The 25,231-nt window shown below is 63.1% G+C and carries 21 protein-coding genes; 12 read left to right on the top strand and 9 right to left on the bottom strand.

Features of this window, described 5'->3' with window-relative positions; genetic code table 11:
* Nucleotides 1-23 precede the first annotated feature (23 nt).
* From lexA to D886_RS0108130, 4 genes are read left to right on the top strand one after another with little or no spacing between them, the layout of a single operon-like run.
* Nucleotides 24-641, top strand: a complete 618-nt coding sequence (gene lexA / locus D886_RS0108145; RefSeq protein ID WP_027593438.1) for a transcriptional repressor LexA — start codon at nucleotides 24-26, stop codon at nucleotides 639-641.
* On the top strand, nucleotides 641-1,255 hold the full coding sequence (gene imuA, locus D886_RS0108140; protein ID WP_027593437.1) for a translesion DNA synthesis-associated protein ImuA: 615 nt from the start codon (nucleotides 641-643) through the stop codon (nucleotides 1,253-1,255). Before lexA ends, imuA begins: the two co-directional genes overlap by 1 nt.
* Nucleotides 1,256-1,267: 12 nt before the next feature.
* On the top strand, nucleotides 1,268-2,686 hold the full coding sequence (locus tag D886_RS0108135; protein ID WP_027593436.1) for a DNA polymerase Y family protein: 1,419 nt from the start codon (nucleotides 1,268-1,270) through the stop codon (nucleotides 2,684-2,686).
* Nucleotides 2,683-5,763, top strand: coding sequence for an error-prone DNA polymerase (locus D886_RS0108130; RefSeq protein ID WP_027593435.1), 3,081 nt, complete (start codon nucleotides 2,683-2,685; stop codon nucleotides 5,761-5,763). The genes D886_RS0108135 and D886_RS0108130 overlap by 4 nt, the downstream gene beginning before the upstream one ends.
* A 143-nt stretch (nucleotides 5,764-5,906) precedes the next feature.
* On the opposite strand, the gene D886_RS0108125 is transcribed toward D886_RS0108130, so the two are convergent.
* Entirely contained in the window at nucleotides 5,907-6,728 is an 822-nt protein-coding gene (locus tag D886_RS0108125) for an aldo/keto reductase (RefSeq protein WP_027593434.1), read from the bottom strand.
* On the bottom strand, nucleotides 6,716-7,621 hold the full coding sequence (locus D886_RS0108120) for a LysR family transcriptional regulator (RefSeq protein WP_027593433.1): 906 nt from the start codon (nucleotides 7,619-7,621) through the stop codon (nucleotides 6,716-6,718). The genes D886_RS0108125 and D886_RS0108120 overlap by 13 nt, the downstream gene beginning before the upstream one ends.
* Nucleotides 7,622-7,761: 140 nt before the next feature.
* On the opposite strand from D886_RS0108120, the gene D886_RS0108115 reads away from it, so the two are divergent.
* The 5 genes from D886_RS0108115 (at nucleotide 7,762) to D886_RS0108095 (ending at nucleotide 12,170) form a co-directional block, all read left to right on the top strand.
* Nucleotides 7,762-8,460, top strand: coding sequence for a CoA transferase subunit A (locus D886_RS0108115; RefSeq protein ID WP_027593432.1), 699 nt, complete (start codon nucleotides 7,762-7,764; stop codon nucleotides 8,458-8,460).
* Between the two features lie 35 nt (nucleotides 8,461-8,495).
* Entirely contained in the window at nucleotides 8,496-9,152 is a 657-nt protein-coding gene (locus tag D886_RS0108110; protein WP_027593431.1) for a CoA transferase subunit B, read from the top strand.
* A 140-nt stretch (nucleotides 9,153-9,292) separates the two neighbouring features.
* On the top strand, nucleotides 9,293-10,744 hold the full coding sequence (locus tag D886_RS0108105) for a short-chain fatty acid transporter (protein WP_177323883.1): 1,452 nt from the start codon (nucleotides 9,293-9,295) through the stop codon (nucleotides 10,742-10,744).
* Between the two features lie 96 nt (nucleotides 10,745-10,840).
* Nucleotides 10,841-11,383: a helix-turn-helix domain-containing protein gene (locus tag D886_RS0108100; RefSeq protein ID WP_027593429.1), complete on the top strand. Its 543-nt coding sequence runs from the start codon at nucleotides 10,841-10,843 to the stop codon at nucleotides 11,381-11,383.
* A gap of 10 nt (nucleotides 11,384-11,393) precedes the next feature.
* A complete protein-coding gene (locus D886_RS0108095) occupies nucleotides 11,394-12,170 on the top strand; it encodes an AraC family transcriptional regulator (protein WP_027593428.1) in 777 nt (258 codons plus the stop codon).
* A 151-nt stretch (nucleotides 12,171-12,321) separates the two neighbouring features.
* On the opposite strand, the gene D886_RS0108090 is transcribed toward D886_RS0108095, so the two are convergent.
* Nucleotides 12,322-12,903 (bottom strand): LysE family translocator, encoded by a 582-nt coding sequence (locus tag D886_RS0108090; protein WP_027593427.1) that lies wholly within the window; start codon nucleotides 12,901-12,903, stop codon nucleotides 12,322-12,324.
* A gap of 250 nt (nucleotides 12,904-13,153) precedes the next feature.
* Between D886_RS0108090 and D886_RS0108085 the strand changes: the two genes are divergently transcribed.
* Complete coding sequence (locus tag D886_RS0108085) at nucleotides 13,154-14,725, top strand: TerC family protein (protein ID WP_027593426.1); 1,572 nt, start codon at nucleotides 13,154-13,156, stop codon at nucleotides 14,723-14,725.
* On the opposite strand, the gene rarD is transcribed toward D886_RS0108085, so the two are convergent.
* The gene (rarD, locus tag D886_RS0108080) at nucleotides 14,688-15,575 is read right to left on the bottom strand and encodes an EamA family transporter RarD (protein ID WP_027593425.1); all 888 of its coding nucleotides are present in this window, start codon (nucleotides 15,573-15,575) and stop codon (nucleotides 14,688-14,690) included. The two genes, D886_RS0108085 and rarD, sit on opposite strands and share 38 nt — an antisense overlap.
* 33 nt (nucleotides 15,576-15,608) lie before the next feature.
* Nucleotides 15,609-17,195: an EAL domain-containing protein gene (locus tag D886_RS0108075; protein WP_027593424.1), complete on the bottom strand. Its 1,587-nt coding sequence runs from the start codon at nucleotides 17,193-17,195 to the stop codon at nucleotides 15,609-15,611.
* A gap of 301 nt (nucleotides 17,196-17,496) precedes the next feature.
* Between D886_RS0108075 and hppD the strand changes: the two genes are divergently transcribed.
* Nucleotides 17,497-18,573 carry a 4-hydroxyphenylpyruvate dioxygenase gene (gene hppD, locus D886_RS0108070; RefSeq protein WP_027593423.1) on the top strand — a complete coding sequence of 359 codons (1,077 nt, stop codon included), beginning with the start codon at nucleotides 17,497-17,499 and terminating at the stop codon, nucleotides 18,571-18,573.
* 18 nt (nucleotides 18,574-18,591) lie between these two features.
* Here hppD and D886_RS0108065 read toward each other — a convergent pair whose 3' ends face one another.
* Both D886_RS0108065 and D886_RS0108060 read right to left on the bottom strand, forming a co-directional pair.
* Complete coding sequence (locus tag D886_RS0108065) at nucleotides 18,592-19,398, bottom strand: CSS-motif domain-containing protein (RefSeq protein ID WP_027593422.1); 807 nt, start codon at nucleotides 19,396-19,398, stop codon at nucleotides 18,592-18,594.
* A gap of 135 nt (nucleotides 19,399-19,533) precedes the next feature.
* Nucleotides 19,534-20,220 (bottom strand): type 1 glutamine amidotransferase domain-containing protein, encoded by a 687-nt coding sequence (locus D886_RS0108060; RefSeq protein WP_033694020.1) that lies wholly within the window; start codon nucleotides 20,218-20,220, stop codon nucleotides 19,534-19,536.
* A 151-nt stretch (nucleotides 20,221-20,371) separates the two neighbouring features.
* On the opposite strand from D886_RS0108060, the gene D886_RS0108055 reads away from it, so the two are divergent.
* Complete coding sequence (locus D886_RS0108055; protein ID WP_050580732.1) at nucleotides 20,372-22,444, top strand: PAS domain-containing sensor histidine kinase; 2,073 nt, start codon at nucleotides 20,372-20,374, stop codon at nucleotides 22,442-22,444.
* On the opposite strand, the gene D886_RS0108050 is transcribed toward D886_RS0108055, so the two are convergent.
* Nucleotides 22,433-24,055 (bottom strand): response regulator, encoded by a 1,623-nt coding sequence (locus D886_RS0108050; protein WP_027593419.1) that lies wholly within the window; start codon nucleotides 24,053-24,055, stop codon nucleotides 22,433-22,435. The genes D886_RS0108055 and D886_RS0108050 overlap by 12 nt on opposite strands.
* Nucleotides 24,056-24,165: 110 nt before the next feature.
* Entirely contained in the window at nucleotides 24,166-25,221 is a 1,056-nt protein-coding gene (locus tag D886_RS0108045) for a tetratricopeptide repeat protein (RefSeq protein ID WP_027593418.1), read from the bottom strand.
* Between the last annotated feature and the right edge of the window lie 10 nt (nucleotides 25,222-25,231).

The raw sequence follows: 25,231 nt of genomic DNA, 5'->3' as shown, positions 1-25,231 counted from the left end.
AGTGTGTGGCGAAAAGAGTACAAATGTACTCCATGGACAATCTGACCCCCAAACGCCGCGCCATTCTCGAATTCATTCGTGAGCGCATTGCTGACCACGGCCAGCCACCGAGCCTTGCCGACATCGCCACGCGCTTCGGCTTCGCCTCGCGCAGCGTCGCGCGTAAACACATCACCGCCCTGTGTCAGGCCGGCTATATCGACGTCACGCCGAACCAGGCGCGAGGTATTCGCCTGGCTCAACCGCTGCGCCGCCCGGAAATCCTCGAAGTGCCGGTGCTGGGCCAGGTCGCGGCAGGTGCCCCGATCGGCCCGGACCTCGACATCCACGAGCAGTTGCTGCTCGACCCCAGCCTGTTCCGGCGCACGCCCGATTACCTGTTGAAAGTGCGCGGCGACTCGATGGTCGATGACGGCATCTTCGACGGTGACCTGGTCGGCATTCGGCAACAGGGCGAGGCCCGTGACGGGCAGGTCGTGGTCGCCCGCCTGGATGGCGAGGTGACCATCAAGCGCTTGCAGCGTCAGCCTGGCGGTTACCGGCTGTTGCCGCGCAACCCGGCCTATGCGCCGATCGATGTGGGCCCTGAGCAGGAATTCTTCATTGAAGGCGTGTTCTGTGGCCTGCTGAGGCGCGACTGATGGGCGCGGTGGTCGATCTCGACAGGCTGCTCGACCAGCGTCAGGTCTGGCGCGGGCGGCAGGTTCAGGCCCGGCCCCTGGGGTTGCAGCCGACCGGGCATGCCGCGCTTGACCAACGCCTGCCCGAGGGCGGCTGGCCGGCCGCGGCGCTCAGCGAACTGTTGCTGGCCAGCCCGGGGTGCGGTGAGCTGCAACTGCTGTGGCCCTCACTGGCGCGCCTGACTGCAGAAGGTGGCCGCGTGGTGCTGGTCGCGCCGCCGTTCATTCCCTATGCCCCGGCCTGGCAGGCAGCGGGGGTGGATCTACGTTGGCTGGCCCAGGTTAGCGCCACGCCTGCCGACGCACTGTGGGCGGCTGAACAATGCCTGCGCTCAGGCAGTTGCGCCGCCGTGTTGTGCTGGCCAGAGCGCGCCGATGACCGGGCACTGCGGCGCCTGCAGGTGGCCGCCGAGACCGGCCAGGCGCTGGCGTTCGCCTGTCGCCCACAGCAGGCGGCACACAACCCGTCGCCGGCCGCTCTGCGTATTGCCATCGACACTCGGCCGGCACAGTGGCGTGTGCTCAAGAGCCGGGGCGGCATGCCGCCAGCGCTGCCCATCGCGCTGCCCGGCTGAGGCTGAGGCACCATGCTCTGGGCCTGCATTCTGCTGCCACAGCTGGCGCTGGACACTGTTCTGCGCGAGCGTGACGACCCTGAAACGCCCCTGGTAGTGATTGGCGGCCCGACGCAGCGCCGTGTGCTACAGGCGGTCAACCCCGCTGCCGCAGCCCTCGGCCTGCGTGCCGGGCAAACCCTGACCACGGCGCGTGCCTTGGCCGATGGCTTCACCTGCGTAGAGGCCGATGACAAACGCATCGAGCAGTTGCAACAGCTGCTGGCAGCCTGGGCCTATCGCTTCAGCGCCCAGGTGAGCCTGCATTACCCAAGGGCTTTGTTGTTGGAGGTCGGCTCCAGCCTGCAGCTGTTTGGCCCCTGGCCGTTGTTCGAGGCACGCCTGCGCCAGGAGCTCAGCGCGTTGGGCTTGCGGCAGCGCATCGTGCTGGCCAGCAACCCGGTGGCGGCCCGCATGCTTGCCAACGGCCACGATGGCCTGGCGGTAACCTGTGCCGACGCCACCCGCGCCGTGCTGGCACAGATGCCCATCGACCGTGTCGGCTTGCCGCTGGAGGCCGCCGAGGCCTTTGCCCGCATGGGGTTGCGCCAATTGGGCCAGGTGCTGGCCTTGCCGCGCGACGCCCTGGCCAAGCGCTTTTCTGCGCAGGTCCAGCTGCACCTGGACCAACTGCTCGGCCTGCGCACCCTGGGGCTGGGCTTCTACCAGCCGCCGGACCGCTTCGAGTCGCGCCTGGAGCTGAACTTCGACGTGGAGTCGCACCAGGCGTTGCTGTTCCCGCTGCGCAGAATGCTCAACGACCTCGGCGCGTTCCTGGCTGGGCGCGATTGTGGCGTGCAGCGTTTTTGCCTGCACCTGGAGCATGCCGAAGGGCCGGACACGTTGCTCAAGGTTGGCCTGCTGGCGGCCGAACGTGACCCTGCCATGCTCTTCGAACTGGCAAAAGGGCGCCTGGAGCCGCTGCAAATCCCCGCCCCGGTACGCAACTTGCGCTTGGTCGCCGATGACCTGCCACCCTTCGTGCCCCAGCACCAGGCGCTGTTCGACCCCCGCGCCCAGCAGTCGCAGCCCTGGGAGCAGTTGCGTGAACGCTTGCGCGCACGGTTGGGCGACGAGGCCGTCAAGGGGCTGAGCGCCGAGGCCGATCACCGCCCCGAATGTGCCTGGCAAGCGGCAGAGCAGGGCGCACAAGGCAGCCTGCCGGTGTTGCCGGGTAGCCGCCCCGGCTGGCTGTTACCGGCGCCCGTGGCGCTGGAGGCAGCCGGCCACCGTGTGCTGGGGCATGCCGAGCGCATTGAGTCGGGCTGGTGGGACGGGGGCGACGTGCGCCGTGACTACTACCGCATCGAAACCCGCGACGGCCTGCGCGGCTGGGCCTACCGCGACCTCAGCCAGCCAGGCCCTTTGTGGTTGCAAGGCTGGTTTGCATGAGCCGGTTCGGGTATGCCGAATTGCACTGCCTGTCGAACTTCAGCTTCCAGCGGGGTGCGTCGAGTGCCGATGAGTTGTTCAAGCGTGCGCGCGAGCAGGGTTATGACGCACTGGCGATCACCGATGAGTGCACCTTGGCCGGTATCGTCCGCGCCTGGCAGGCCGCCAAGGCGCACCAGCTGCGGCTGATTATCGGCAGCGAAGTCCGCCTGCAGGATGGCCCGAAACTGGTGCTGCTGGCGGAAAACCTCACCGGCTACCAGAGCCTGTGCGCGCTGATTACCCGTGCGCGACGGCGGGCGGAAAAGGGCGCCTATCAACTGTTCAGCGAGGACCTGCGCGAGCATCATCAAGGCTTGCTGGCGCTGTGGGTTGCCGAGGATGCCGACGACCCTGCACCCGGTGAGGGTTTGCGCACGCTGTTCGCCGAGCGGCTGTGGCTGGCCGTGCACCTGCACCGTGGCAGTGATGACGAGGTGCGGCTTGGTAAACTGCGCCAGTTGGCGAGCAAGGTCGGTATCCGTGCAGTGGCCTGCGGTGACGTGCACATGCATGCACGCGGTCGCCGTGCCCTGCAGGATTGCATGACCGCCATCCGCCAGCATTGCCAGGTGGCCGAAGCGGGTCGCTACCTGTACGCCAATGGCGAGCGTCACCTGCGCAGCCCTGAGCAGTTGCAGGAACTGTACCCGGCCGACCTACTAGCCGAGACCCTGGTCATCGCCGAGCGCTGCCGTTTCGACTTGAGCGAACTGAAGTACCAGTACCCGCGTGAATTGGTGCCAGACAGCCACACCCCGGCGAGCTGGCTGCGCGAGCTGTGCGAGCGCGGCTTGCCGATGCGCTGGCCGGGTGGGCCGAGCGACAAGGTGCGCGAGGTGCTGGCAAAGGAGCTGGCGCTGATCGAGGAACTGGCCTACGAAAGCTATTTTTTGACCGTGCACGATATCGTCGCCTTTGCCCGCAGCCAGCATATCCTCTGCCAGGGCCGAGGCTCGGCCGCCAACTCGGTGGTGTGTTTCGTGCTGGGGATCACCGAACTCGACCCCATGGAGCACCGTTTGCTGTTCGAGCGCTTTCTGTCACGCGAACGCAATGAGCCGCCCGACATCGACGTGGACTTCGAGCACGACCGCCGCGAAGAGGTGATCCAGTATGTGTTCCGGCGCTATGGCCGGCACCGGGCCGCACTCACCGCCGTGGTCAACACCTATCATGCTGCCGGTGCGGTGCGTGATGTGGCGCGGGTACTGGGGCTGCCGGCCGACCAGGTGGATGCGCTGGCCAAGTGCTGTGGCCGCTGGAGTGATCGCATCCCCGATGCGCAACGCCTGGCCGAGGCCGGTTTCGAGGCCAGCAGCCCGTCGCTGCGGCGGGTGCTGATTCTGGCCGGTGAACTGATCGGTTTTCCCCGGCACCTGTCGCAACACCCCGGCGGGTTCGTCATCTCGCAGCAGCCGCTGGATCAACTGGTGCCAGTGGAAAACGCCGCGATGCAAGACCGCACCGTGATCCAGTGGGACAAGGACGACCTGGACATGGTCGGTTTGCTCAAGGTCGATGTGCTAGCGCTGGGCATGCTCAGTGCCTTGCGCCGTTGCTTCGACCTGCTGCAGCGCCACCGGGGCCGGCAATTGACGCTGGCAAGCATCCCAGCTGAAGACCCGGCCACCTACGCGATGATCAGCCGAGCCGAAACCATGGGCGTGTTCCAGATCGAATCTCGGGCGCAGATGGCCATGTTGCCGCGGCTCAAGCCCAACACGTTCTACGATCTGGTCATCGAGGTGGCCATCGTGCGCCCCGGGCCGATTCAGGGTGACATGGTGCATCCGTATTTGCGCCGCCGCCTGAAGCAGGAGCCCGTGACGTACCCCTCGCCAAAATTGCAGGAAGTGTTCGAGCGCACCCTGGGTGTGCCGTTGTTTCAGGAGCAGGTGATGGAGCTGGCGATGGTGGCAGCCGATTACAGCCCGGGCGAGGCCGACCAGCTACGCCGCAGCATGGCGGCCTGGAAGCGCCACGGCGGGCTGGAGCCGCACCGCGAACGGCTGATTCAAGGCATGTTGCGCAATGGTTACGAACGGTCGTTCGCCGAGCGCATCTTCGAGCAGATCAAGGGGTTCGGCAGCTATGGCTTCCCCGAGTCCCACGCGGCCAGTTTCGCCTTGCTGTGTTACGCGAGCAGTTGGCTCAAATGCCATGAGCCGGCCATTTTCACCTGCGCGCTGGTCAACAGTTGGCCGATGGGCTTTTACAGCCCCGACCAGTTGCTGCAGGACGCCCGTCGCCAAGGCGTCGAGGTGCGGCCGGTGGATGTGTTTCACAGCGAATGGGATTGCACGCTTGAACCGGTGGGTGAACACGCGCTGGCCATACGCTTGGGGCTGCGGCAGGTCCGTGGTTTTGCTGAAGCTGACGCCCGGCGCCTGGAGCAGGCGAGGGCGCAACGGCCTTGGCGCGATGTTGAAGATTTGTGCCTGCGTGCAGGCCTCGACCACCGCGCCCGTGCCCGCCTGGCTGACGCCGGGGCCCTGAGGGCTTTGGCACGTGACCGTCATCAGGCGCGTTGGCAGGTAGCGGCGGTGCAGCCACAGTTGCCCTTGTTCGCCGAGGTCGAAGCGTTGCCTGAGGCCGTAGTAGCGCTGCCTGCACCGACTGTCGGCGAGGACCTGGTTGCCGACTACCAGACCCTGGGCACCACGCTTGGGCCCCACCCGTTGCGGCTGCTGCGCCCTCGTTTGCGAGCGTTGGGTTGCCGCAGTTCGCACGAGCTGTCAGCTGTCGAGCATGGCGACAACATTGCCGTGGCCGGGCTGGTGGTGGGCAGGCAACGCCCGCAGACGGCCAGTGGGGTGACGTTCGTGACGCTGGAGGATGAGTACGGCATGGTCAACGTGGTGGTCTGGCGTGACTTGGCCGAGCGGCAGAGGCGGGCGTTGGTGGGGTCGCAATTGCTCAAGGTGAGCGGGCGGCTGGAGCAGGAGAACGGGGTGCGTCACCTGATTGCAAAACGGCTGGAGGATATCAGCCCCTTGCTGCAGGGGCTGGATGTGCGCAGCCGCGATTTTCATTAGCCTGCCAGCGTTGCCTGTTGCGTTAACTGTTGTAGGAGCAGCCTTGCGCTGCGAAGAGGCCGGTGACAACTCAGCAGATCTTCTCTGGTATCGCCGGCCTCTTCGCAGCGCAAGGCTGCTCCTACAAGGGTCGGGCAAAGGCTTCAGACCATCGCCAAGCGTTGCTTGCGGGTCGGTGCTGGGAATGCCCGGTCAATCGCTCGCAGGTCTTCGCTGCTCAGGGTCAGCAAGCCGGCCGCCGCATTCAGTCGCACATGCTTTGGGTCTACCGCCTTGGGAATGGCAATCACCCCCTCATCACGGGTCACCCAGGCCAGGCTGACCTGGGCCGGTGTCGCACCGTGGCGCTCGGCAATTTCGGCCAGCACGGGGTGCTGCAACAACTGCCCGGCCTGGGCCAATGGGCAATACGCCATGGTCGGCAAGGCGCGCTTCTGGCTCCACGGCAGCAGGTCGAATTCGATGCCGCGTTGCATTGGGTTGTACAGCACTTGGTTAGTGGCGCAATCGGGGTTGTGCAGTTCGCGCAAGTCATCGACATCGAAATTGGACACCCCCCAGCGTTTGATCTTGCCTTGTTCGCGCAAACGCTCGAACGCTTCGACGGTTTCCTCCAAGGGATGCTGGCCACGCCAGTGCAGCAGGTACAGGTCGATGCAGTCAGTGCCCAGGCGTTTGAGGCTACGCTCGCAGGCGGCAGGCATGCCGCGCTGGCTGGCATTGTGCGGGTAGACCTTGCTGACCAGAAACACCTGGTCGCGGCGCCCGGCGATGGCGTGGCCAACCACCTGCTCCGCGCCGCCCTCGGCATACATTTCAGCCGTATCGATCAGGCTCAGGCCCAGCTCGATACCTTGTTGCAGGGCTGCCACTTCGGCGGCCCGGCGGCCAGGGTCTTCACCCATGTACCACGTGCCCTGGCCAATGGCCGGCACCTTCGAACCTGCCAGTTTCACGTATCGCATGTCACCTCCGGGATCTGGGTATGGGAAAGCAGTACCTCGAGCAGCGCTTGCGCTGCGGTGGACAGTTTGTGCTCACTGAGCGCGATGACCCCCATGCGCCGCTCCACGGCGGGCTCGACCAGCGGCACGCAGCGGGCACCGAGCTCCTGCATCTGGTTGATGCACAGCGCCGGCACCGCGCTGACGCCCAGGCCGCTGGCAACCATGCGGCCAACGGTCGACAGTTGATGGCTCTCGAATGCCACCGCCAGCTTGCCATGGCTGGCCGCGACGTTCTGTTCCATCAACAGGCGGACCGCCGACGGGCGCTGCAAGGCGATGAAGTCTTCGGCCAGCAGTTGCGTCCAACTGACCTGGGGCAGCCCGGCCAGTGGCGAGTCGGCGGGCACCACGGCGACGAAACGGTCCATGTACAGGGGGTAGAAGTCCAGGCCATCGGTGTTGTCCGGTTCGAAGCCGATGCCCAGTTCGACGCGACGGTGGCGCACCAGTTCCTGTACCTGCTCGTTGATCACGTCATGCACGGTGACGTTGACTTTCGGGTAGCGCTGGCGAAACACCTTGAGCGCGTGCGGCAGCAGGTTACCGGCGAAGGCTGGTATGGCCGCCACCGAAACCCGCCCCAGTTGCAGGGTGAAACGCTGGCGCAGCATTTCTTCGGTGTCGTCCCAGTCGGCCAGCAGGCGCCGGGCCAGCGGCAGCAGCACCTCACCTTCGGCAGTCAGGCTGACACTGCGGGTGGTCCGGCTGAGCAGGGCGCCGCCGAGGTTTTCCTCAAGCGCCTTGATGGTCAGGCTCAACGCCGGTTGCGATACATGCAGGTGTTCACCGGCCTGGGCGAAGCTCTGGTACTTGGCCACGGCGACGAAGGCGCGGAGTTGCTTGACGTTCATGACGGCCCTGATCGTTGTTTTGAAAAAGTTATCAATCGATGATGAAAACAAAATTAACAAATCAGTCGACTAAGGTGAAGATGGGGGCACACGCTCACCGACAGCCTCGTCGGTTCAACAACTACAAAAGGCGGATCAACATGGCCGGACTGGACAAGCGCGTAGCAACGTATGAAGAGGCCCTCGACGGCCTGACCGACAACATGACGGTATTGGCCGGTGGTTTTGGCCTGTGTGGCATCCCGGAAAACCTTATCAACGAGATCAAGCGCCGTGGCGTCAAGGGCCTGACCGTGGTGTCGAACAACTGCGGTGTCGACGGTTTCGGCCTCGGCGTATTGCTGCAAGACCGGCAGATCCGCAAGATGATCGCCTCCTATGTCGGCGAAAACGCGGAATTCGAACGCCAACTGCTCAGTGGTGAGCTGGAAGTCGAACTGACCCCACAAGGCACCCTGGCCGAAAAAATGCGCGCCGGTGGCGCTGGCATCCCGGCGTTCTACACCGCCACTGGCTACGGCACCCCGGTCGCCGATGGCAAAGAGGTGCGTGAATTCAAGGGCCGCCACTACATTCTCGAAGAGTCCATCACCGGCGACTTCGCCATCGTCAAGGGCTGGAAGGCCGACCACTACGGCAACGTGGTGTACCGCAACACCGCGCAAAACTTCAACCCGCTGGCGGCCACGGCCGGCAAGATCACCGTGGTCGAAGTGGAAGAGATCGTCGAACCAGGCGTGCTGCTGCCCAGCGAGATCCACACCCCGGGTATTTTCGTTGACCGCGTGATTGTCGGCACCTTCGAAAAGCGTATCGAAAAGCGCACCGTCAAGGCCTGAGCGCCATCCTTCAGAACAACAAAGAGATCCTGACCATGGCACTGACCCGCGAACAGATGGCGCAACGCGTCGCCCGTGAACTGAAGGACGGCTACTACGTCAACCTCGGCATCGGCATCCCGACCTTGGTGGCCAACTATGTACCCGCTGACATGGATGTGATGTTGCAGTCGGAAAACGGCTTGCTCGGCATGGGCGAATTCCCTACCGAGAGCACGATCGATGCCGACATGATCAACGCCGGCAAGCAAACCGTCACCGCCCGCCGTGGCGCGTCGATCTTCGATTCGGCGCAATCGTTCGCCATGATCCGCGGTGGCCACGTCGACCTCACCGTGCTCGGCGCCTTCGAAGTGGATGTGCAAGGCAACATCGCGTCGTGGATGATCCCCGGCAAGCTGGTCAAGGGCATGGGCGGCGCCATGGACCTGGTGGCCGGTGCCGACAACATCATCGTGACCATGACCCACGCGTCCAAGGACGGCGAGTCCAAGCTGCTGCCGCGCTGCAGCCTGCCGCTGACCGGTGCCGGTTGCATCCGCAAGGTGCTGACCGACCTGGCCTACCTGGAAATCGACAATGGCGCCTTCATCCTGCGCGAGACAGCGCCGGGGGTGAGCGTTGAAGAAATCATCGAGAAGACCGCCGGCAAGCTGATCGTGCCGGATGATGTGAAAGAAATGACCTTCTAACCCGCAAGCGGGTCATTCAACCTGTAGGAGCAGCCTTGTGCTGCGAAGAGGCCAGTGACAACACAGTGATTCTTCGCTGCTGCCACTGGTCTCGTCGCAGCACAAGGCTGCGCCTACAGGTTTTTTGCGTTGCTGTAGAAATGTCCGATAAAACCAATAAAAGGAAGTTGATCGTGGCCGCTGAAATCCAAGACAGCCGCTCCGCCCGCTTTGCCCTGCGCTGCTCCAACTGGGCCGAACGCTGGTTCCCTGACTCCTGGGTATTCGCTGCCCTGGCCGTCGTACTGGTGTGCGTGGGGGCCCTGGCCATGGGCGCCAAACCGACCGACACCGCCAAGGCCTTTGGTGATGGCTTCTGGAGCTTGATCCCGTTCACCATGCAGATGGCATTCGTGGTCATCGGTGGCTACGTGGTGGCCAGCTCACCGCCTGCCGCGCGGCTGATCGACCGTTTGGCACGCATTCCCAAGAACGGCCGCTCGGCCGTGTGCTGGGTGGCGCTGATCTCGATGCTGGCCTCGTTGCTCAACTGGGGCCTGTCGCTGGTGTTCGGTGGCTTGCTGGTGCGCGCCCTGGCTCGGCGCAGCGACCTGAACATGGACTACCGTGCAGCCGGTGCTGCGGCATACCTGGGCCTTGGCGCGGTATGGGCATTGGGCCTGTCGTCTTCGGCGGCGCAATTGCAGGCCAACCCGGCCAGTTTGCCACCGTCGATTCTGTCGATCACCGGGGTGATTCCGTTCACCGAGACCATCTTCCTCTGGCAGTCCGGCGTCCTGCTGGCGGCGTTGGTGGTCGTGTCGCTGGTGGTGGCCTATGCCACCGCGCCAGGCCCTAGCAGTGCCCGTACCGCGCAACAATGCGGTGTCGACCCAAGCTTTACCGCGCCGCCACCGGCCCAGCGCAGCCGGCCCGGTGAGTGGCTGGAGTACAGCCCCATCCTGACCTTGCTGCTGGTGGCCCTGGCCGGTGGCTGGCTGTATCAGGAGTTCGCCACCAAGCCCGCCATCACGGCCATCTCCGGGCTGAACACCTACAACTTCCTGTTCATCATGCTGGGTGCCTTGTTGCACTGGCGCCCGCGCAGCTTCCTTGATGCTGTGGCCCGCGCGGTGCCGACCACCACCGGGGTGCTGATCCAGTTCCCGCTGTATGGCTCGATTGCGGCGGTCCTTACCCAGGTCAAAGGGGTGGACGAACAGACGCTGGCCCATCACATCTCCACCTTCTTCGTGCAGATCGCCTCCCACGACACCTACGCGGTGCTGATGGGGGTGTACTCGGCTGTGCTCGGCTTCTTCATCCCTTCGGGCGGTGGCAAGTGGATCATCGAGGCGCCCTACGTGATGCTGGTGGCTAACGACCTGCAATACCACCTGGGCTGGGCAGTGCAGATCTACAACGCCGCCGAGGCGCTGCCGAACCTGATCAACCCGTTTTACATGCTGCCGTTGTTGGGGGTACTGGGCCTCAAGGCGCGCGACCTGATCGGCTTCTCGTTCGTGCAGTTGCTGGTGCATGCGCCCCTGGTGCTGGTGCTGCTGTGGGCACTGGGCACAACCTTGCAGTACGTGCCGCCCGTGATGCCTTGAGAATTTGCCCGGTCAAGGCCAGCATTTCGCGCGCACTCCACGTATCATCGGTGTGCGCGAGCCTTGCATCTGCCTTCGCCTGGGAAACTGCTTCACATGTCGATCCGATTGAAACTGCTGAGAAAGAAACTGGGTATCACCCTGGAAGTGCTGGCCGACAAGACCGGCATGACCAAAAGCTACCTGTCCAAGGTCGAGCGCGGCTTGAACACGCCGTCGATCGCTGCCGCGCTGAAACTGGCGCGGGCGCTGAACGTCAATGTCGAAGAGCTGTTCGCTGAAGAACACACTGCGCAGAGCCGTTACAGCCTGGTGCGCCACGCGGAACGCCAGGCGCTGGTGGGCGACGGCGAAGGGCCGGGCTATGCGGCGCTGACCAGCCAGGTAGGGCAGCGCAGCCTGCTGCCGTTTCTGATTCAGCCGCCCACCGAGTTCAGTGACCCGACGTTCAAGGAGCACCAGGGCGAGGAGTTTCTGTTCGTCCATGCCGGGCAGGTTGAGGTCGATTTCGTGAATGAACGGGTGCTGCTGGAGCAGGGCGACGCCTTGCATTTCAACGCCCAGACACCTCACCGCTTGCGTTCGGTCGGGCCGCGCCCGGCGCAGTTGCTGGTGGTGGTACACGACAACGGCGAATGAGGGCAGGGCGATGATCGAGGTGTCGCGGTTCTGGCGCGATCCGGCATTGCCCTTCGTCGAGGCTCGGCGGGTCGGGGACGGGCGCCAGGTGTGTTATGCCGCCCATTCCCATGAGAGCTTTTCCATCGGGGCCATCACCGGTGGGCGCAGCACCTATCTGAGCGGTGACAGCCGGATCGAAGTCAGCGCCGGCACCACGGTGCTGATGAACCCAGGGGTGGTGCACACGTGCAACCCCATCGAGGGCGAGGCCTGGTCTTACCTGATGCTGTTCGTTGACGTAGCGTGGTTGCAGAGGCTTGGGTTCCAGTTGCCCGCGCAGGTTGTCAGCACCTCGCCGGCCCTCTACAGCGCCTTGCTGCAGGTGTTTGCCGACCTGTTCGACGAAAACCCGGGTGATCGCGAAGCGCGGCTTGCGGCGTTCTTCCAGAGGCTGTCGAGCGTGGTGGGTGGCGAGCCTGGGGCACCCAAGCCGGATCATCCTCGGCTGGAAGCCGCTGCGGCCTTCATCCGCGCACACCGTACCGACCCGCTAGACCTTGAAGACATCTGCCAAGCCTGCGGCTTGTCCCGCGCCTACCTGATCCGCGCGTTTCGCCAGCGTTTTGGGCTAACGCCCCACGATTACCTGCTTGACCAGCGTGTGCAGTGCGCGCGCGCGCAACTGCGCCAGGGCAGCTCGATTGCCGACGCAGCCCTGGCAGCGGGCTTCGCCGACCAGGCGCACCTGCAGCGTGCCTTCAAGCGCCATTTGGCTGCGACGCCGGGGCATTATCGCAAGCGATAACTTAGGGCCGCTGCGCGACCCATCGCCGGCAAGCCAGCTCCTACAGAGGTAGCGCATTTCTTGAGATTCACTCACACCTGTGGGAGCTGGCTTGCCGGCGATGGGTCGCGCAGCGGCCCCTTTGGCCCTGACTGACAGGCTTGAACCCGCATCAAATGACCAGGTAAACCGCGCTGCCCACCAGCAATAAGGCCAGCCCCCGGTTCAACAAACGCATGCGCCCCGGGTTGCCCAGGCATTGGCGAATCACACTGCCAGCCCATGCCCAACTGGCCACCGAGGCGAAACAGATCGGCCCATAGATCCAGGTGAACACCCACAACAGTTGCTGGTCGCCCCCTGTGTAGGCGCCGACACCTGCCACCGCCGCCAACCATGCCTTGGGGTTGAGCCACTGCATGGCCGCGCCCTGCCAGGCAGACGGGGCGCGCTGTGCATGATCGCTGCCCAAGCGGCCATCGTCGCGGGCCAGCTTCCACGCCATGTACAGCAAAAACGCGACACCTCCCCCGTGCAGCAGCAAACCCAAAAGCGGCCAGCGCAACAGCAGTTCATGCAGGCCCAGCCCAACCAGTACCAGCAACAGGCAGAACCCCAGCGTGGCCCCGGCCACGTGGGCCAGGCTTGCGCGCAAGCCATGCCGGGCACCGCTGCCCAGCGCGACAATGTTGACTGGGCCAGGGGAAATCGAGGCGGCCAGCGCAAAGGCGGCCATGGACAAAGACAGGCTCATGGGGGTAATCCAAGTGGTGGAAGTTGACGCTATTCTTCAGGCGCAGGGCGTCAGCTGTATTGAATAAAAGTCCCCCGTTACAGGTTTTGTAATAGTTTCTCACTGTCAGAAAAACCGGCTGTGATTGTAGGATCTCTTACCCAATTTCTATTCAGGTACCTATGAGCACCTTCGCGGAACCCCCCTGTCCTTGGCCTTCTCGGCCACCTCTTACCTGTCCTTGTGACGCTTCCCTCGTGAGTACCCGCAAATGGAATGGCTAGCCGACCCCACGGCCTGGCTAGGCCTGTTGACGCTTATCGTCCTCGAGCTGGTGCTGGGTATCGACAACCTCGTGTTCATCGCCATCCTGGCCGACAAACTGCCGCCGCATCAGCGTGACCGTGCGCGGATCATCGGTTTGAGCCTGGCGCTGATCATGCGCCTGGGCCTGTTGGCGAGTATCTCGTGGATGGTGACGCTGACCGCGCCGCTGTTCGAGGTATTCGGCAAGAGCTTCTCGGGCCGTGACCTGATCATGCTGTTCGGCGGTGTGTTCCTGCTGTTCAAGGCCACCATGGAACTGCACGAACGGCTTGAAGGGCATGTTACCCAGGCCAGCGGTGCGGTCCGCCACGCGGCGTTCTGGCCGATCGTCGCGCAGATCGTGGTGCTCGATGCGGTGTTCTCGCTGGACGCTGTGATCACGGCCGTGGGCATGGTCGAGCAGTTGTCGATCATGATGATCGCGGTGATCTTCTCGATCGGCATCATGATTGTCGCCAGCAAGCCGCTGACCCGCTTCGTCAACGCCCACCCGACGGTGATCATGCTGTGCCTGGGCTTCCTGATGATGATCGGTTTCAGCCTGACCGCCGAAGGCCTGGGCTTCCATATCCCGAAAGGCTACCTGTATGCGGCCATCGGCTTCTCGATCCTTATCGAAGTGTTCAACCAGCTGGCCCGTGCGCGCCGCAAGCGCAGCCTGCAGCAGCACAAGCCACTGCGTGAGCGCACGGCCCATGCGGTATTGCGCCTGTTGGGCGGCCGTCGGGTCGAGGCTGACGAGGTCGGGGAAGAAATCGCCGACCTGGTCGAGGGCGGTGGCGAAGAGGTGCTGTTCGACCGCCGTGAGCGGGTGATGATCAGCGGTGTGCTGAACCTTGCCGAGCGGCCGATCCGCACGGTGATGACCGCTCGCACCGAGGTCGATGTGATTGACCTGGCGCTGCCGGCCGCAGCCATTACCGAAGCCTTGGCCAATTCGCCGTACTCGCGCCTGCCGCTGATCCGCGACGGCCGCATCGATGAACCGCTGGGCTTCGTGCACAAGAAGGAGTTGCTCAAGGAACTGCTGTCAGGCAGCCAGCCAGACCTGGAGCGCATGGCCCGGGCGCCGTTGAACCTGCTGGAAAGCTTCAGCATCCTCAACGCCCTTGAGCAGATGCGCGGTCAATCGACCCATATTGCCTTCGTGGTCAACGAATTCGGTGACTTCACCGGCCTGCTGACCATGACCGATATTCTCGAGTCGATCGCCGGTGAACTGCCGGATGCGAGTGAGGTAGAAGGGCCGGGTATCGTCGAAGAAGGGGATGGCTTTGTCGTCAGTGGCGCCCTCAACCTCAGCCAGGTGCAGGCGCGTACCGGTTTCAGCGCGCGTGCCACCGAGGACTACCAGACCCTCGCGGGCCTGGTGATGAGCTTGCTGGACCGCCTGCCGATGGTGGGGGATCGCTTGGCCTGGAATGGCTGGACGCTGACTGTGGAGGCGGTTGAGGAGCGGCGTGTGCGCCAGGTGCGGCTTATACCGAGCGGCGACGCTGACGCAGCAGGTGCTTGAAGCCTTCGAGCACCAGCACCAGCACTGCGGCCCAGATCGGCAGGTAGGTCAGCCACTGATCCGGGCCGATGCTCTCACCCAGCAGCAGGGCCACGCCCACCAGCAATACCGGCTCGACGTAGCTGAGCAAGCCGAACAGGCTGAACGGCAACAGACGGCTGGCCAACACGTAGGCGATCAGGGCCGAAGCGCTGATCGCCCCCAGCACCGGGATCAAGGCGTAAAGGCCGGGGTGCGCCTGCAGGTCCGCAGGTGACAACGGCCCCTGGATCACGAAGTACAGGGCCCACGGCAACAGTAGGCACATGTCGCACCACAAACCGCCCAGGTGGTCGGTGCGGCAGCGTCGGCGCAGCACGAAGTAGATCGGGTAACCGATCATCACCACCAAGGTTTCCCAGGCGAAGCTGCCATGTTGGTACAGCTCGTGCCCGACACCCAGCGCAGCGCAGCACACGGCGATTTTCTGCAAGTGCGACAGGCGCTCGCCGTAGACCAGGCGCCCGGTCAAGACCATGGTCAGTGGCAGCAGGAAGTAGCCCATCGACACCTCCAGGCTACGCCCGTGCAACGGCGCCCAGAGGAACAGCCACAGTTGCACCCCCATCAGCCAGGACGTACCGACCATCCCCAGCAGCAGCACCGGGGTACGCCTTACCCGCCCCAGCAGCTCACCAACACGCTGCCAGTCCTTGGAAACCAGCATGAAGAGCGTCAGGCAAGGCAGCGTCAGCAGCGTACGCCAGCCAAAGATTTCCTCACCATCGAGCGGCGTGAGCAGGGAGGTATAGAAGTACATCACGGCGAACAAGCACGACGCCATGACTGATGAAAGGATGCCTTTTGACACGAATGCCTCGAATGGGAGAGTTGGGCGGCTGGATCAGCCGCGCATGATCTCAGGGGGCGCGTCCTGCGGCAACCGCGAGACGCCTTGGCGAGCGGCCAGCGCTTCGAGGAACGCCTCGGCCGGCATGGGCTTGGCGAACAGGTAGCCTTGCTGGAAGTCGACGTTATGCCGGGCCAGGTAGTCGCGCTGGGTCTCGGTTTCGACGCCTTCGGCGACGATCCCCAGGCCCAGCTTGCCCGACAGCTCGATAATGGTGTCGAGGATGTGCAACGACAGTGCGTCACCCCCGACCATGGCAACGAAGCTTTGGTCGATCTTCAGGTAATCGACCTTGAACTGGCGCAGGTAGTTGAGGCTCGACTGGCCCGTGCCGAAATCGTCCAACGCAATCATCACGCCCATTTCATGCAGCTTCTCGAACAGGTCCAGGGTCACCGGCGTGGCTTCGATCAGCTTGCGCTCGGTCAGTTCCAGGGTCAGCGCCACACGGCCTGGCGGGAAGTGCTGAAGAAAGGTCCGGCAATCGTCGAGCAGGCTCAGGTCGCGGCAATGGTCAGCGGTGATGTTGATGCCAATGTGGAAGCCATCCTCCAGCAGCGCGGCATACGGTGCCAGGCTCTGCGCAGTGTGCAGCATCAATGCGCGGGTCATGGCGACGATCTGGCCGGTGTGCTCGGCGTAGGGGATGAACAGGTCGGGGCGCACCAGGCCTTCGCGGGGGTGGTTCCAGCGCATCAGCACTTCGGCACCGGCCCACTGGTAATCACCCTTGCGTACCACCGGCTGGAAGTACGGCAGAAACTCGTCGGCCTCCAGGGCGCGCTGCAGTTCGGCACGCGGCGAAGTGGCGCGGCGGACCTGCCAGTGGCACACCGCCCCGGCCACCGCACCGAGTATCAGCAGCAGGCTGAGCAAGGCGGGGTAGTGGCTGAGCAGCAGTTGGCCTTGCTTGTCGGCGCCATAGCCGCCGTACACGCTGAACGGGTAGCGGGTCGAGCTCAACGTCACCGCGGCAGTCGCTGCCGTGGGCGGCGAGCCTTCGTGAACAGCACCGTCCTTGCCCATCCAATCGTTACCGACGCGGATCTGCAGCGTCTCGTCCGGGCCGATCAGGCGCAGTGCCGTGAGCAAGTGGTCGCCATCGACGGTAGTGATCGCGCCGCGGTCGCCGTCGCTGGCCCGATACACCAGCAGCGCGTGGCCCGGCGTTACCGAGTTGCCATTCATCAACCACAGCGTGCCGTTGGCGTAGTCGCCAGCGTCGACGGCCTCATCAAACTCACCGAACAGCGAGGAGCAATACAGCGTGTTGTGCTGGAACAGGTTGGTGGAGCGCACAAAGGCGTTACGCGTGACCTGGCCGCGCAGGGCCAGTTGCACCTGCGCGCACGGGCCGCCTGCCAACGGCAGCAGCGCTTGTGCCGTACTGGACGCCGTGTCGAGAATACGCTCGACATGGTCAATCACCTGAGCGGCAGTAGCATGGCTGTTGGCATGCAGTTCACGGTCGATCTGCCAGTTCATCACCCCCAGGCCGCAGGCCACCGGGAGCACGCCGATCGCCCAAGGCAGCAGGGTGCGCCAACTCCAGCCGGCGCGGCGTTTACGGGTGAGGGGCATACTGGCCTAATCTGTTGAAGAGAACGTGCAGAGGATAGCCGTTTGTCGGGGGCACGGGCGAACTAAAGCGCGACAAACCGATTTACGCAATGTAGAATCCAGTTACGAATAAAACAATAAGGTTCTCCACATTCGGGAGAATCAAGCCCGCCGAGAATGGGTCCATATGACAAAGCATGGGTTCAAACTGATCATTGGTGGCTTCCTCGCTCGCAGCGTGCGTGGCATCCCGTGCTCACCGCCTGTTCTGTTCTACATCCCCGGAAATCACTAATTTTTCGCTGTAGATGAGGACAAGAACATGGCTGATATTTTCGAAAATCCAATGGGCCTGATGGGCTTCGAGTTCATCGAGCTGGCATCGCCGACCCCAGGTGTGCTCGAGCCGGTTTTCCAGATACTCGGTTTCACCAAGGTCGCCACCCACCGCTCCAAAGACGTGCACCTGTACCGTCAGGGCGGCATCAACCTTATTCTGAACAACGAACCCAAGAGCATCGCTTCGTACTTCGCCGCCGAACACGGCCCGTCGGTCTGTGGCATGGCGTTCCGCGTTCGCAATGCTCACGAAGCCTATGCCCGTGCGCTTGAACTTGGCGCTCAGCCTGTCGAAATCGAAACCGGCCCGATGGAGCTGCGCCTGCCCGCAATCAAGGGCATCGGTGGCGCGCCGCTGTACCTGATCGACCGCTTTGAAGAAGGCAGCTCGATCTACGATATCGACTTCAACTTCATCGAAGGCGTAGACCGCAACCCGGTGGGCGCAGGCCTGAAGATCATCGATCACCTGACCCATAACGTTTACCGTGGGCGCATGGCCTACTGGGCCGGGTTCTACGAAAAGCTGTTCAACTTCCGCGAGATCCGCTACTTCGATATCAAGGGCGAGTACACCGGCCTGACCTCGCGTGCCATGACCGCACCCGATGGCATGATCCGCATCCCGCTCAACGAAGAATCGTCCAAGGGCGCCGGGCAGATCGAAGAATTCCTGATGCAGTTCAACGGCGAAGGCATTCAGCACGTGGCCTTCCTGACCGACGACCTGCTCAAGACCTGGGATGCCCTGAAGGGCATCGGCATGCGCTTCATGACCCCGCCGCCGCAGACCTACTACGAGATGCTCGAAGAGCGCCTGCCAGGTCACGGTGAACCTGTCGACCAACTGCAAGCGCGCGGCATCCTGCTCGACGGCGCTGCAGAGCAGGGCGACAAGCGTTTGCTGCTGCAAATCTTCTCGGAGACCTTGCTAGGGCCGGTATTCTTCGAGTTCATCCAGCGCAAGGGTGATGATGGCTTTGGCGAAGGTAACTTCAAGGCCCTGTTCGAATCCATCGAACGGGACCAGGTTCGCCGCGGTGTATTGAGCACCGATTGATAGGTGCTGGTACCGCCGTCATGCCGCTTCGGCGGCGGTACCACGCTTGTTGCGACGCGCCCTGAACAGGCCCCAGTAGACGATCGAGCCGGTCACGATGCCTACCAGTACCAGGGAAGGCAGGACCTGCAACATCGATTGGCGGATTTCTTGGGCCGTATAGCCTCTGGCATAACCGCCCCTCACCGCATACCCATACTTCTCGGAGATTGCCCTTTGGGCATACTCGGGCTGCGAAGGCCGATGCGGGTCGCGGCTGTCTCCATGGCTCCAGATGTATTGGTCACCGAACTCCAGAAGCAGTGTCAGGCCATCCTGAAAGGCCCGCAGCTCGTTGCGCAGTTCAGTGGCATAGCCTGTCACGATCACGCTCGGGTTGTTGCCCGGTTCCTGAAAGTGGGTCACCAGCGTAGTGGGTAATGCTGGCGAGTCGAGCGCGAGTTCAACCTGTTGCCCGGACTGGGCGAAGGCCGAAAGATGGTCGAGGGAGTCCGAGTGGGTGCTGCAATACGCTTCCTGGTCGCGCACCAAGGTCAACGCGCGTAGCAAGGGGTCACGGGCTACCTGATCCTGCAGGGTGCTGTGGACTTCGGCGCACGCCTTGCCTGCAACAGGCTGGGCGAGGATAACGGTGCTTTGCATGCGGTCCAGCACTTTATCGATGGTGAATACCGCTTCCTGGACGGAGATCTGTGCGTTTTCCTCCAGCTTTTTCTCCAGCTGAAACACCATGACCAACAACCCGGACACCACCGGCACCAGCCCGATGGCCATGATGAGCAGCAATTCCAGCAAACTGCGCCCGGCATGCATGATTTTCGACATAGGCTATTGTTCTCCAGTCTGATGCTGCCCGTGGTGGGCAGGTAGTCTGGGAGCCTATGTAATCAATTGCGTGTCGGATGTAGTCCACGTGCGGCCCGCGCTTCGAGAAACGATGTAATCAGGCGTAAGCCGTCACTATGCCTCGAGTTTTGCGAGTACCTCTTCAGCCAACAATGCAGTGGAATCTGGGTTTTGCCCAGTAATCAGCCGATCGTCGCTCACCACGTAAGGTTTCCACGGGTCATCGTGCTTGCTGTAAATACCGCCCCGAGCAACCAGTTCGTTTTCGGTGAGAAAAGGCACAACCTTGTCCAGTTCCACCAGTTGTTCCTCGATGTTGGAAAAACCGGTGACCTTACGGTCTTTCAGCAGCAGGCTGTTGTCACTGAGCTTGATGTTCAAAAGGCCGACAACGCCGTGGCAAACGGCCGCCACAATGCCTTTATTCTCATAGATTTTGCGCGCGATCTCTTGCAACGGCTGGTTATTGGCAAAGTCGTACATCACCCCGTGCCCACCGGTGTAATAGATGACGCTGTAGTCGTCAGCCTTGACCAGCCCCGGGCTGAGTGTGGCACCCAGACGTGTCATGAAGTCCTTGTCGTCGTACCACGCCCAGTCCAGATCGGGTGCCATTTGCAGGCTGTGCGGGTCGATCGGCACGTAGCCGCCGCTGGGGCTGACATAATCGACGCTGTAGCCTGCGTTCTGGATCTTTTCGACAAAATGCACAGCCTCGCCCAACCACAGCCCGGTTGCTCGATTGAGGCGCGGGTACTTGGCCGTATTGGTCAGCACTACCAGCATCTTCTTCTTGCTCATGACCACACTCCCATCGGCAACCTAAAGGGACCGCTATTCCATGGCTCAGTGGAAAACCTAATCAGCATAGCTGCCACCTGCCGGTACGCCATAAATGCAGCGCATGCTGTGCTAACGTGAACAACGTCGCCACCCATCAGCCATTGGAGTCATGAGATTGGTCGCAAACGGTACCCCGCGCGAAGTTGAGCCGCAGGTCACCCTGCTGGCGTCCAACCCGGCATCAGCTGATCCCATGGGTGAACGCATTGCCCAATTCGATTGGGGCCGTACGTCGCTAGGGCCGCTGCCACGCTGGCCGGCCTCGCTGCGCATTGCCGTCGACATGATGCAAGGCTCGCCATTCCCGTGTGCGGTGGTGTGGGGGGCGGACCTGAGCGTGGTCCATAACGACGCCTATCGGATGCTCCGGGGCGGTGGCCAGGATGCATTGGGGCAGGCGTTCGACGTGCTCTGGCGCGATGCCTGGCAGGGCATGGGGCCTTGGGTGTACAAGGCGCTTGAAGGCCGTTCGAGTTTCGTCGAAGACCCGCCGCTGCGCATCGAGCGTGGCAACGTCACCGACCCCTTGTGGTGTGCCTTCGGCTACTCGCCGATTCGGGACGAGCAGGGTGGCGTTGCAGGTTTTCTGCACACGGTCATCGAAACCAAGGCCAGTGCCGAGGCGCACCATCATTGGCGCGAGCAGGCGACGGCCTTTGAAAAACAGCTCCAACGCTACATGGCCGATCGGGAGCAGATCTGGCAATTGTCCCGCGATGCCATGATGATTGTTACCCGTGAGCTGACGCTACACTCCGCCAACCCCGCCTGGCACCGCATCCTGGGCTGGCGTGAGGCGTTGGTACAGAACATGTCGATATTGGAGCTGATCCACCCAGCGGACCGCGCTGAAGTGCAGGTGGCGGTCTCCAGCTTTGTGCAGGGTCAGGAGGCTGAACAGATCGATATCCGCCTGCGCCACCAGGACGGCCACTACCGCTGGTTTAGCTGGTCCGCTAAATTCGATGGCAACTTACTGACCGCCGTCGGCCGCGACATCACCGCAGACCGCGAAGAAGCCACACGCCAGTCCGAGGCCTTGTTGCGCAACAGCGAGCGCCTGGAGGTGGTTGGCCAGCTGGCAGGGGGCATGGCCCATGAAATGAACAACTTGCTGTCCGGCATCGGTGGCAGCCTCGAGCTGTTGCAACGCCGCTTGCTGCAAGGGCGCCTGGAGCGTATCGAGACCTATGTGGAACTGGCGCGAGACTCGGTGCAACGGGCCATGAACCTCACCCACCGGCTGTTGGCGTTTTCCAGTAACCAGCCGCTGGAGGCCAGGCCACTGAATGTCAACCGACAGCTGTCTCTGATCGAGCCCTTGTTGCAGCAGGCGCTGGGCGCGGAAATGAGCCTGCAGTGGCAGTTGGACGTCACCCCCTGGGCTGTCAGCGTCGATGTCACCCAGTTTGAAAATGCCTTGATCAACCTGTGCGCGAACGCCCGTGAAGCGTGCCTTGAGCGCGGCACCGTCACGATCAGGACGGTCAACGAACGCTTGGCGACGCATTTCCCGGATGAGAACGGGCTGCCGCCAGGCGACTATGTGGCCTTGCATGTTGAGGATGACGGCCACGGGATGTCGGCCGCAGAGGTCGCCAAGGCCTTTGAACCGTTCTTCACGACCAAGCCCCTGGGACGGGGATCGGGGCTTGGCCTGCCGATGGTCTATGGCTTTGTCGGGCAGTCGGGGGGCTATGTGTGGATAGAGTCGACCCAAGGCCAAGGGACGAAAGTCTCCATGCTGTTTCCGCGTAGCCTGGCGCCGGTTCCGGAGGAGCAACCGGTATGCCTGCCAAGCGTTAAACGTGCACAAGGCCAGCGTGTATTGTTGGTTGATGACGAACTCAACCTGCGTGCACTGATGCGCGAATTTCTCACCGAGCGCGGGTTTGCCATCTGTGACGTTCAAGATGCCAATTCAGCGCTGGACCGCTTCCGCCATGACGGGCCTTTTGACCTGGTAATCACGGATATCGGCTTGCCGGGTGGGTTCAGTGGGCGGCAAGTGGCCAAGGCAATCCGCATGATCGTGCCGTCGCAGAAGATTCTGTTCATCACCGGCTACACCGACCAGCCGATCGAAGCCCAGTTGCTCGATCAGCCGGGCACCGCATTGATGCTCAAGCCGTTTGCGCTGGAGCACTTGGCGAACCAGGCCTTGCACATGCTAGGCGGTTGAACCGGTGCAGGGCTTGCCGAGAATCTGCGTCACCTGCGCCTGCAACTGCTTGAGCTCGAATGGTTTGCATATGAGGTGCATGCCAGCGCCGAGGAAGCCTTCGCGAGCCATGGCCGTTTCCGCGTATCCGGTAATGAACAGCACCGGCAGGCGTGGCCGCAGGGTACGTGCGATCTCCGCCAGTTGCCGTCCATTCATGCCCGGCAGGCCAACATCGCTGACCAACAGGTCGATCCGTTGTGACGACCGCAGGATCTGCAGGGCTTCATTGGCGTTGGCGGCGGTTTGGCAGGGGAAGCCGTCTTCGCTCAGTGCCTGACACAGTAATTGGCGCACATGCGGGTCGTCTTCGACCACCAGCACATGGTGGCCCGTGCTGTCAGGCGCAGGTGCGAGGGCTGGGCGTTTGGGCATTGCCTCGCCGACGTGCCGCGGCAAGTACAGGTCGACCTGGGTGCCATGGCCGATCTTGCTCTGCAGGGTGACATGCCCATGCGACTGCTTGCTGAAGCCATACACCATAGAAAGGCCAAGGCCGATGCCCTGGCCGACGGGTTTGGTGCTGAAAAACGGCTCGAAAGCGTGTTCCAACGTGCTCTGCGACATACCCTGGCCGTTGTCGATGATGCGCAGGCGCAGGTAATCACCGCTGTTCAGGGCGCCGTCGGCGAACTGCTTGGCCTCAATCTGCTGGTTGCTGGCCTCGATACGCAGCAGGCCGCCGGTGGGCATGGCTTCGCAGGCATTGAACAGCAGGTTGTCGAGGGCTTCGCGCAGTTGCCCATCATCGGCCTCCACGGCCCACAGGTCGTTGGGCACGTGCAGTTGCAGGGTCACCGAGTGGGTCAGGCCAGCGTTCAGGCGCTTCGCCTCCAGCAATGCATGCAGGTCGACCCGCTGGCTGTGCAACGATTGCCGGCTGGAAAAGGCCAGCAGCCGATGGGTCAATTTTCCTGCGCGTGACACGGCCTCCTGGCCCATGCGCAAAATGCCTTCCAGGCTGTCGCTTCGGCCTTTGCTCAAGCGTCGCTCGATCAGCTCGAAGCTACCGCCGATACTGGTCAGCAGGTTGTTGAAATCATGAGCAATGCCACCGGCCAACTGGCCGACAGCTTCCATCTTGCGAATTTGTGTGCGGGCAAGCTCGCTGCTGTGCTGTTCCTGGCTGCGGGCGTCCATCCGCTGTTGCAGTGCAGACAGTTGATCCCGCGCCAGGTATTGATGGCGGCGGTTGCGCTGGGCGATACGCGCCAGCTGCAGCACTTGCCCGTCATCAAGCGGGCAGAGCAACTGCATCAGGTTACCGTCCGGCGGGTGAGAAGGCCGGGTGGCAGTGGCGGCCAAGTCCATGATCAACAAGATGGGCAGGTCGGACCAGCTGGGCTGTTGGTCGATAAACCCCTGCAACGGTACGCTGGGGCCATTGCTGAAATGTTGTTCGGCGATGATGACCAAGGCTGCGCCTTCAATCAGGCAGGCGTGCAGGTTGGCGATGTCGAGGGTGCACTGGCTCTCGATGCCAGCGGACGCCAGTAGACGCGCGGTATCCGCGGCAAGTTGCGGGGGGGCCAGGATCAAGGCACGTTCGTCCAGCGCCAACGAACTGGCCAAAGCGACGCTCCTGTGACAGTGGGCAGGGCCGAGGTTGGCCTGCCGCCAGTGGTTCGATACTCACTGGACCACGGGCTGCCGCTTAGGGTTCAACGAATTAGGGGCGGGGCCTACAGGCCTTGTTGCAGCACCGGATCGTCAGGGTTCTGGCGCTCTAGTTCGGCCAGTAGCACCTGGACGTTCTGCAGTTGGCCGGTCTCTTTCCAGTACTGGATCAGCAACAGCCGGGCCCGGCGATTGGCCGGTTGCCGATTGAGCACGGTTTCCAGCTGCTTTTGCGCAGCGTCGACCTGGTCGAGCTCATGCAAGGTCATTGCCAGCGAGTAGCGGTAGTCGGCGTTGTCCGGGTCCAGCTCCACCGCACGCGATAAGGCCAGCAAGGCGTACTCACGCTGTTCGTGGCGATTGAGCCAGAGCCCGAGCTCATATTGCAGAAAGGCTGAGTCGGGGCTCAGCAGCAAAGCCTTGGCCAGCACTTGGCGGGAGGCGTCGTGATGGCCCTGGCGCTCCAGCAGGCGTACCTGGGTTGCCAGCGCGTCCAGATTGCCTGGTGCAACCTGCAGGGCGCGTTGCAAGGCCGTAGCTGCCTGGGTGTAGTCGTTTTCGTGCAGGTACAGGCGCGCCAAGTGCACCTGCGCGTCGGCGTCTTCGGGCTGCAGCTCCAGCGCCTGCTGATACTGCTCAAGGGCGGCCTGCAAGGGGCCGAAGTACAGGCCTATGGCGTCCGGGTCGAGGCCCAGCAGGGCGTCCACGGCAGCGAAACGTACACTTTGATCCGCATCATCCAGCAACGGGCCCAGCACCAGGCTGCGTTGCGCGGCGGGGAGCAGGCGGCGGATACCGGCGATGGCGGCTCGGCGTACCAGCGGGTCGGCATGCTCCAGGTCCAGGCGCGCGAGTTTCAGCGCCTGTGGGGAGGGGTAGTTGGGCAGCTCGGCATACAGGGCCGCACGGCGGATGGGGGCCAGGTCGTTACGTTGCAACTGCTGGTACAGCACCCGCGCTGCCCCCGGCAAGCCTTCATGGGCCTGGCGCAAGGCCTTGGCGTAGCTGTGCGCGGGCAGCGTAGGCGGCGCCGGCTGTTCGTCTCGCGGCAGGTAGCTGATCATGGCCGACACCAGAATCAGCAGCAGCAAGGCGATCAGGTAGCGGTTGCGTCTGGGCATCGGACGGTCC

The organism is Pseudomonas sp. LAIL14HWK12:I7 (assembly GCF_000483465.1).
Taxonomy (GTDB): Bacteria; Pseudomonadota; Gammaproteobacteria; order Pseudomonadales; family Pseudomonadaceae; genus Aquipseudomonas; species Aquipseudomonas kermanshahensis.
Note: the sequence above shows the minus strand (reverse complement) of the source record. Positions and strands in the feature narration are given on the sequence as shown.

Bases quoted from the DNA above. Each gene is read 5' to 3' on its own strand.
- lexA (WP_027593438.1), top strand. From the start codon at position 24: ATGTACTCCATGGACAATCTGACCCCCAAACGCCGCGCCATTCTCGAA.
- imuA (WP_027593437.1), top strand. From the start codon at position 641: ATGGGCGCGGTGGTCGATCTCGACAGGCTGCTCGACCAGCGTCAGGTC.
- D886_RS0108135 (WP_027593436.1), top strand. From the start codon at position 1,268: ATGCTCTGGGCCTGCATTCTGCTGCCACAGCTGGCGCTGGACACTGTT.
- D886_RS0108130 (WP_027593435.1), top strand. From the start codon at position 2,683: ATGAGCCGGTTCGGGTATGCCGAATTGCACTGCCTGTCGAACTTCAGC.
- D886_RS0108125 (WP_027593434.1), bottom strand. From the start codon at position 6,728: ATGCGATACGTGAAACTGGCAGGTTCGAAGGTGCCGGCCATTGGCCAG.
- D886_RS0108120 (WP_027593433.1), bottom strand. From the start codon at position 7,621: ATGAACGTCAAGCAACTCCGCGCCTTCGTCGCCGTGGCCAAGTACCAG.
- D886_RS0108115 (WP_027593432.1), top strand. From the start codon at position 7,762: ATGGCCGGACTGGACAAGCGCGTAGCAACGTATGAAGAGGCCCTCGAC.
- D886_RS0108110 (WP_027593431.1), top strand. From the start codon at position 8,496: ATGGCACTGACCCGCGAACAGATGGCGCAACGCGTCGCCCGTGAACTG.
- D886_RS0108105 (WP_177323883.1), top strand. From the start codon at position 9,293: ATGTCCGATAAAACCAATAAAAGGAAGTTGATCGTGGCCGCTGAAATC.
- D886_RS0108100 (WP_027593429.1), top strand. From the start codon at position 10,841: ATGTCGATCCGATTGAAACTGCTGAGAAAGAAACTGGGTATCACCCTG.
- D886_RS0108095 (WP_027593428.1), top strand. From the start codon at position 11,394: ATGATCGAGGTGTCGCGGTTCTGGCGCGATCCGGCATTGCCCTTCGTC.
- D886_RS0108090 (WP_027593427.1), bottom strand. From the start codon at position 12,903: ATGAGCCTGTCTTTGTCCATGGCCGCCTTTGCGCTGGCCGCCTCGATT.
- D886_RS0108085 (WP_027593426.1), top strand. From the start codon at position 13,154: ATGGAATGGCTAGCCGACCCCACGGCCTGGCTAGGCCTGTTGACGCTT.
- D886_RS0108075 (WP_027593424.1), bottom strand. From the start codon at position 17,195: ATGCCCCTCACCCGTAAACGCCGCGCCGGCTGGAGTTGGCGCACCCTG.
- hppD (WP_027593423.1), top strand. From the start codon at position 17,497: ATGGCTGATATTTTCGAAAATCCAATGGGCCTGATGGGCTTCGAGTTC.
- D886_RS0108065 (WP_027593422.1), bottom strand. From the start codon at position 19,398: ATGTCGAAAATCATGCATGCCGGGCGCAGTTTGCTGGAATTGCTGCTC.
- D886_RS0108060 (WP_033694020.1), bottom strand. From the start codon at position 20,220: ATGAGCAAGAAGAAGATGCTGGTAGTGCTGACCAATACGGCCAAGTAC.
- D886_RS0108055 (WP_050580732.1), top strand. From the start codon at position 20,372: ATGAGATTGGTCGCAAACGGTACCCCGCGCGAAGTTGAGCCGCAGGTC.
- D886_RS0108045 (WP_027593418.1), bottom strand. From the start codon at position 25,221: ATGCCCAGACGCAACCGCTACCTGATCGCCTTGCTGCTGCTGATTCTG.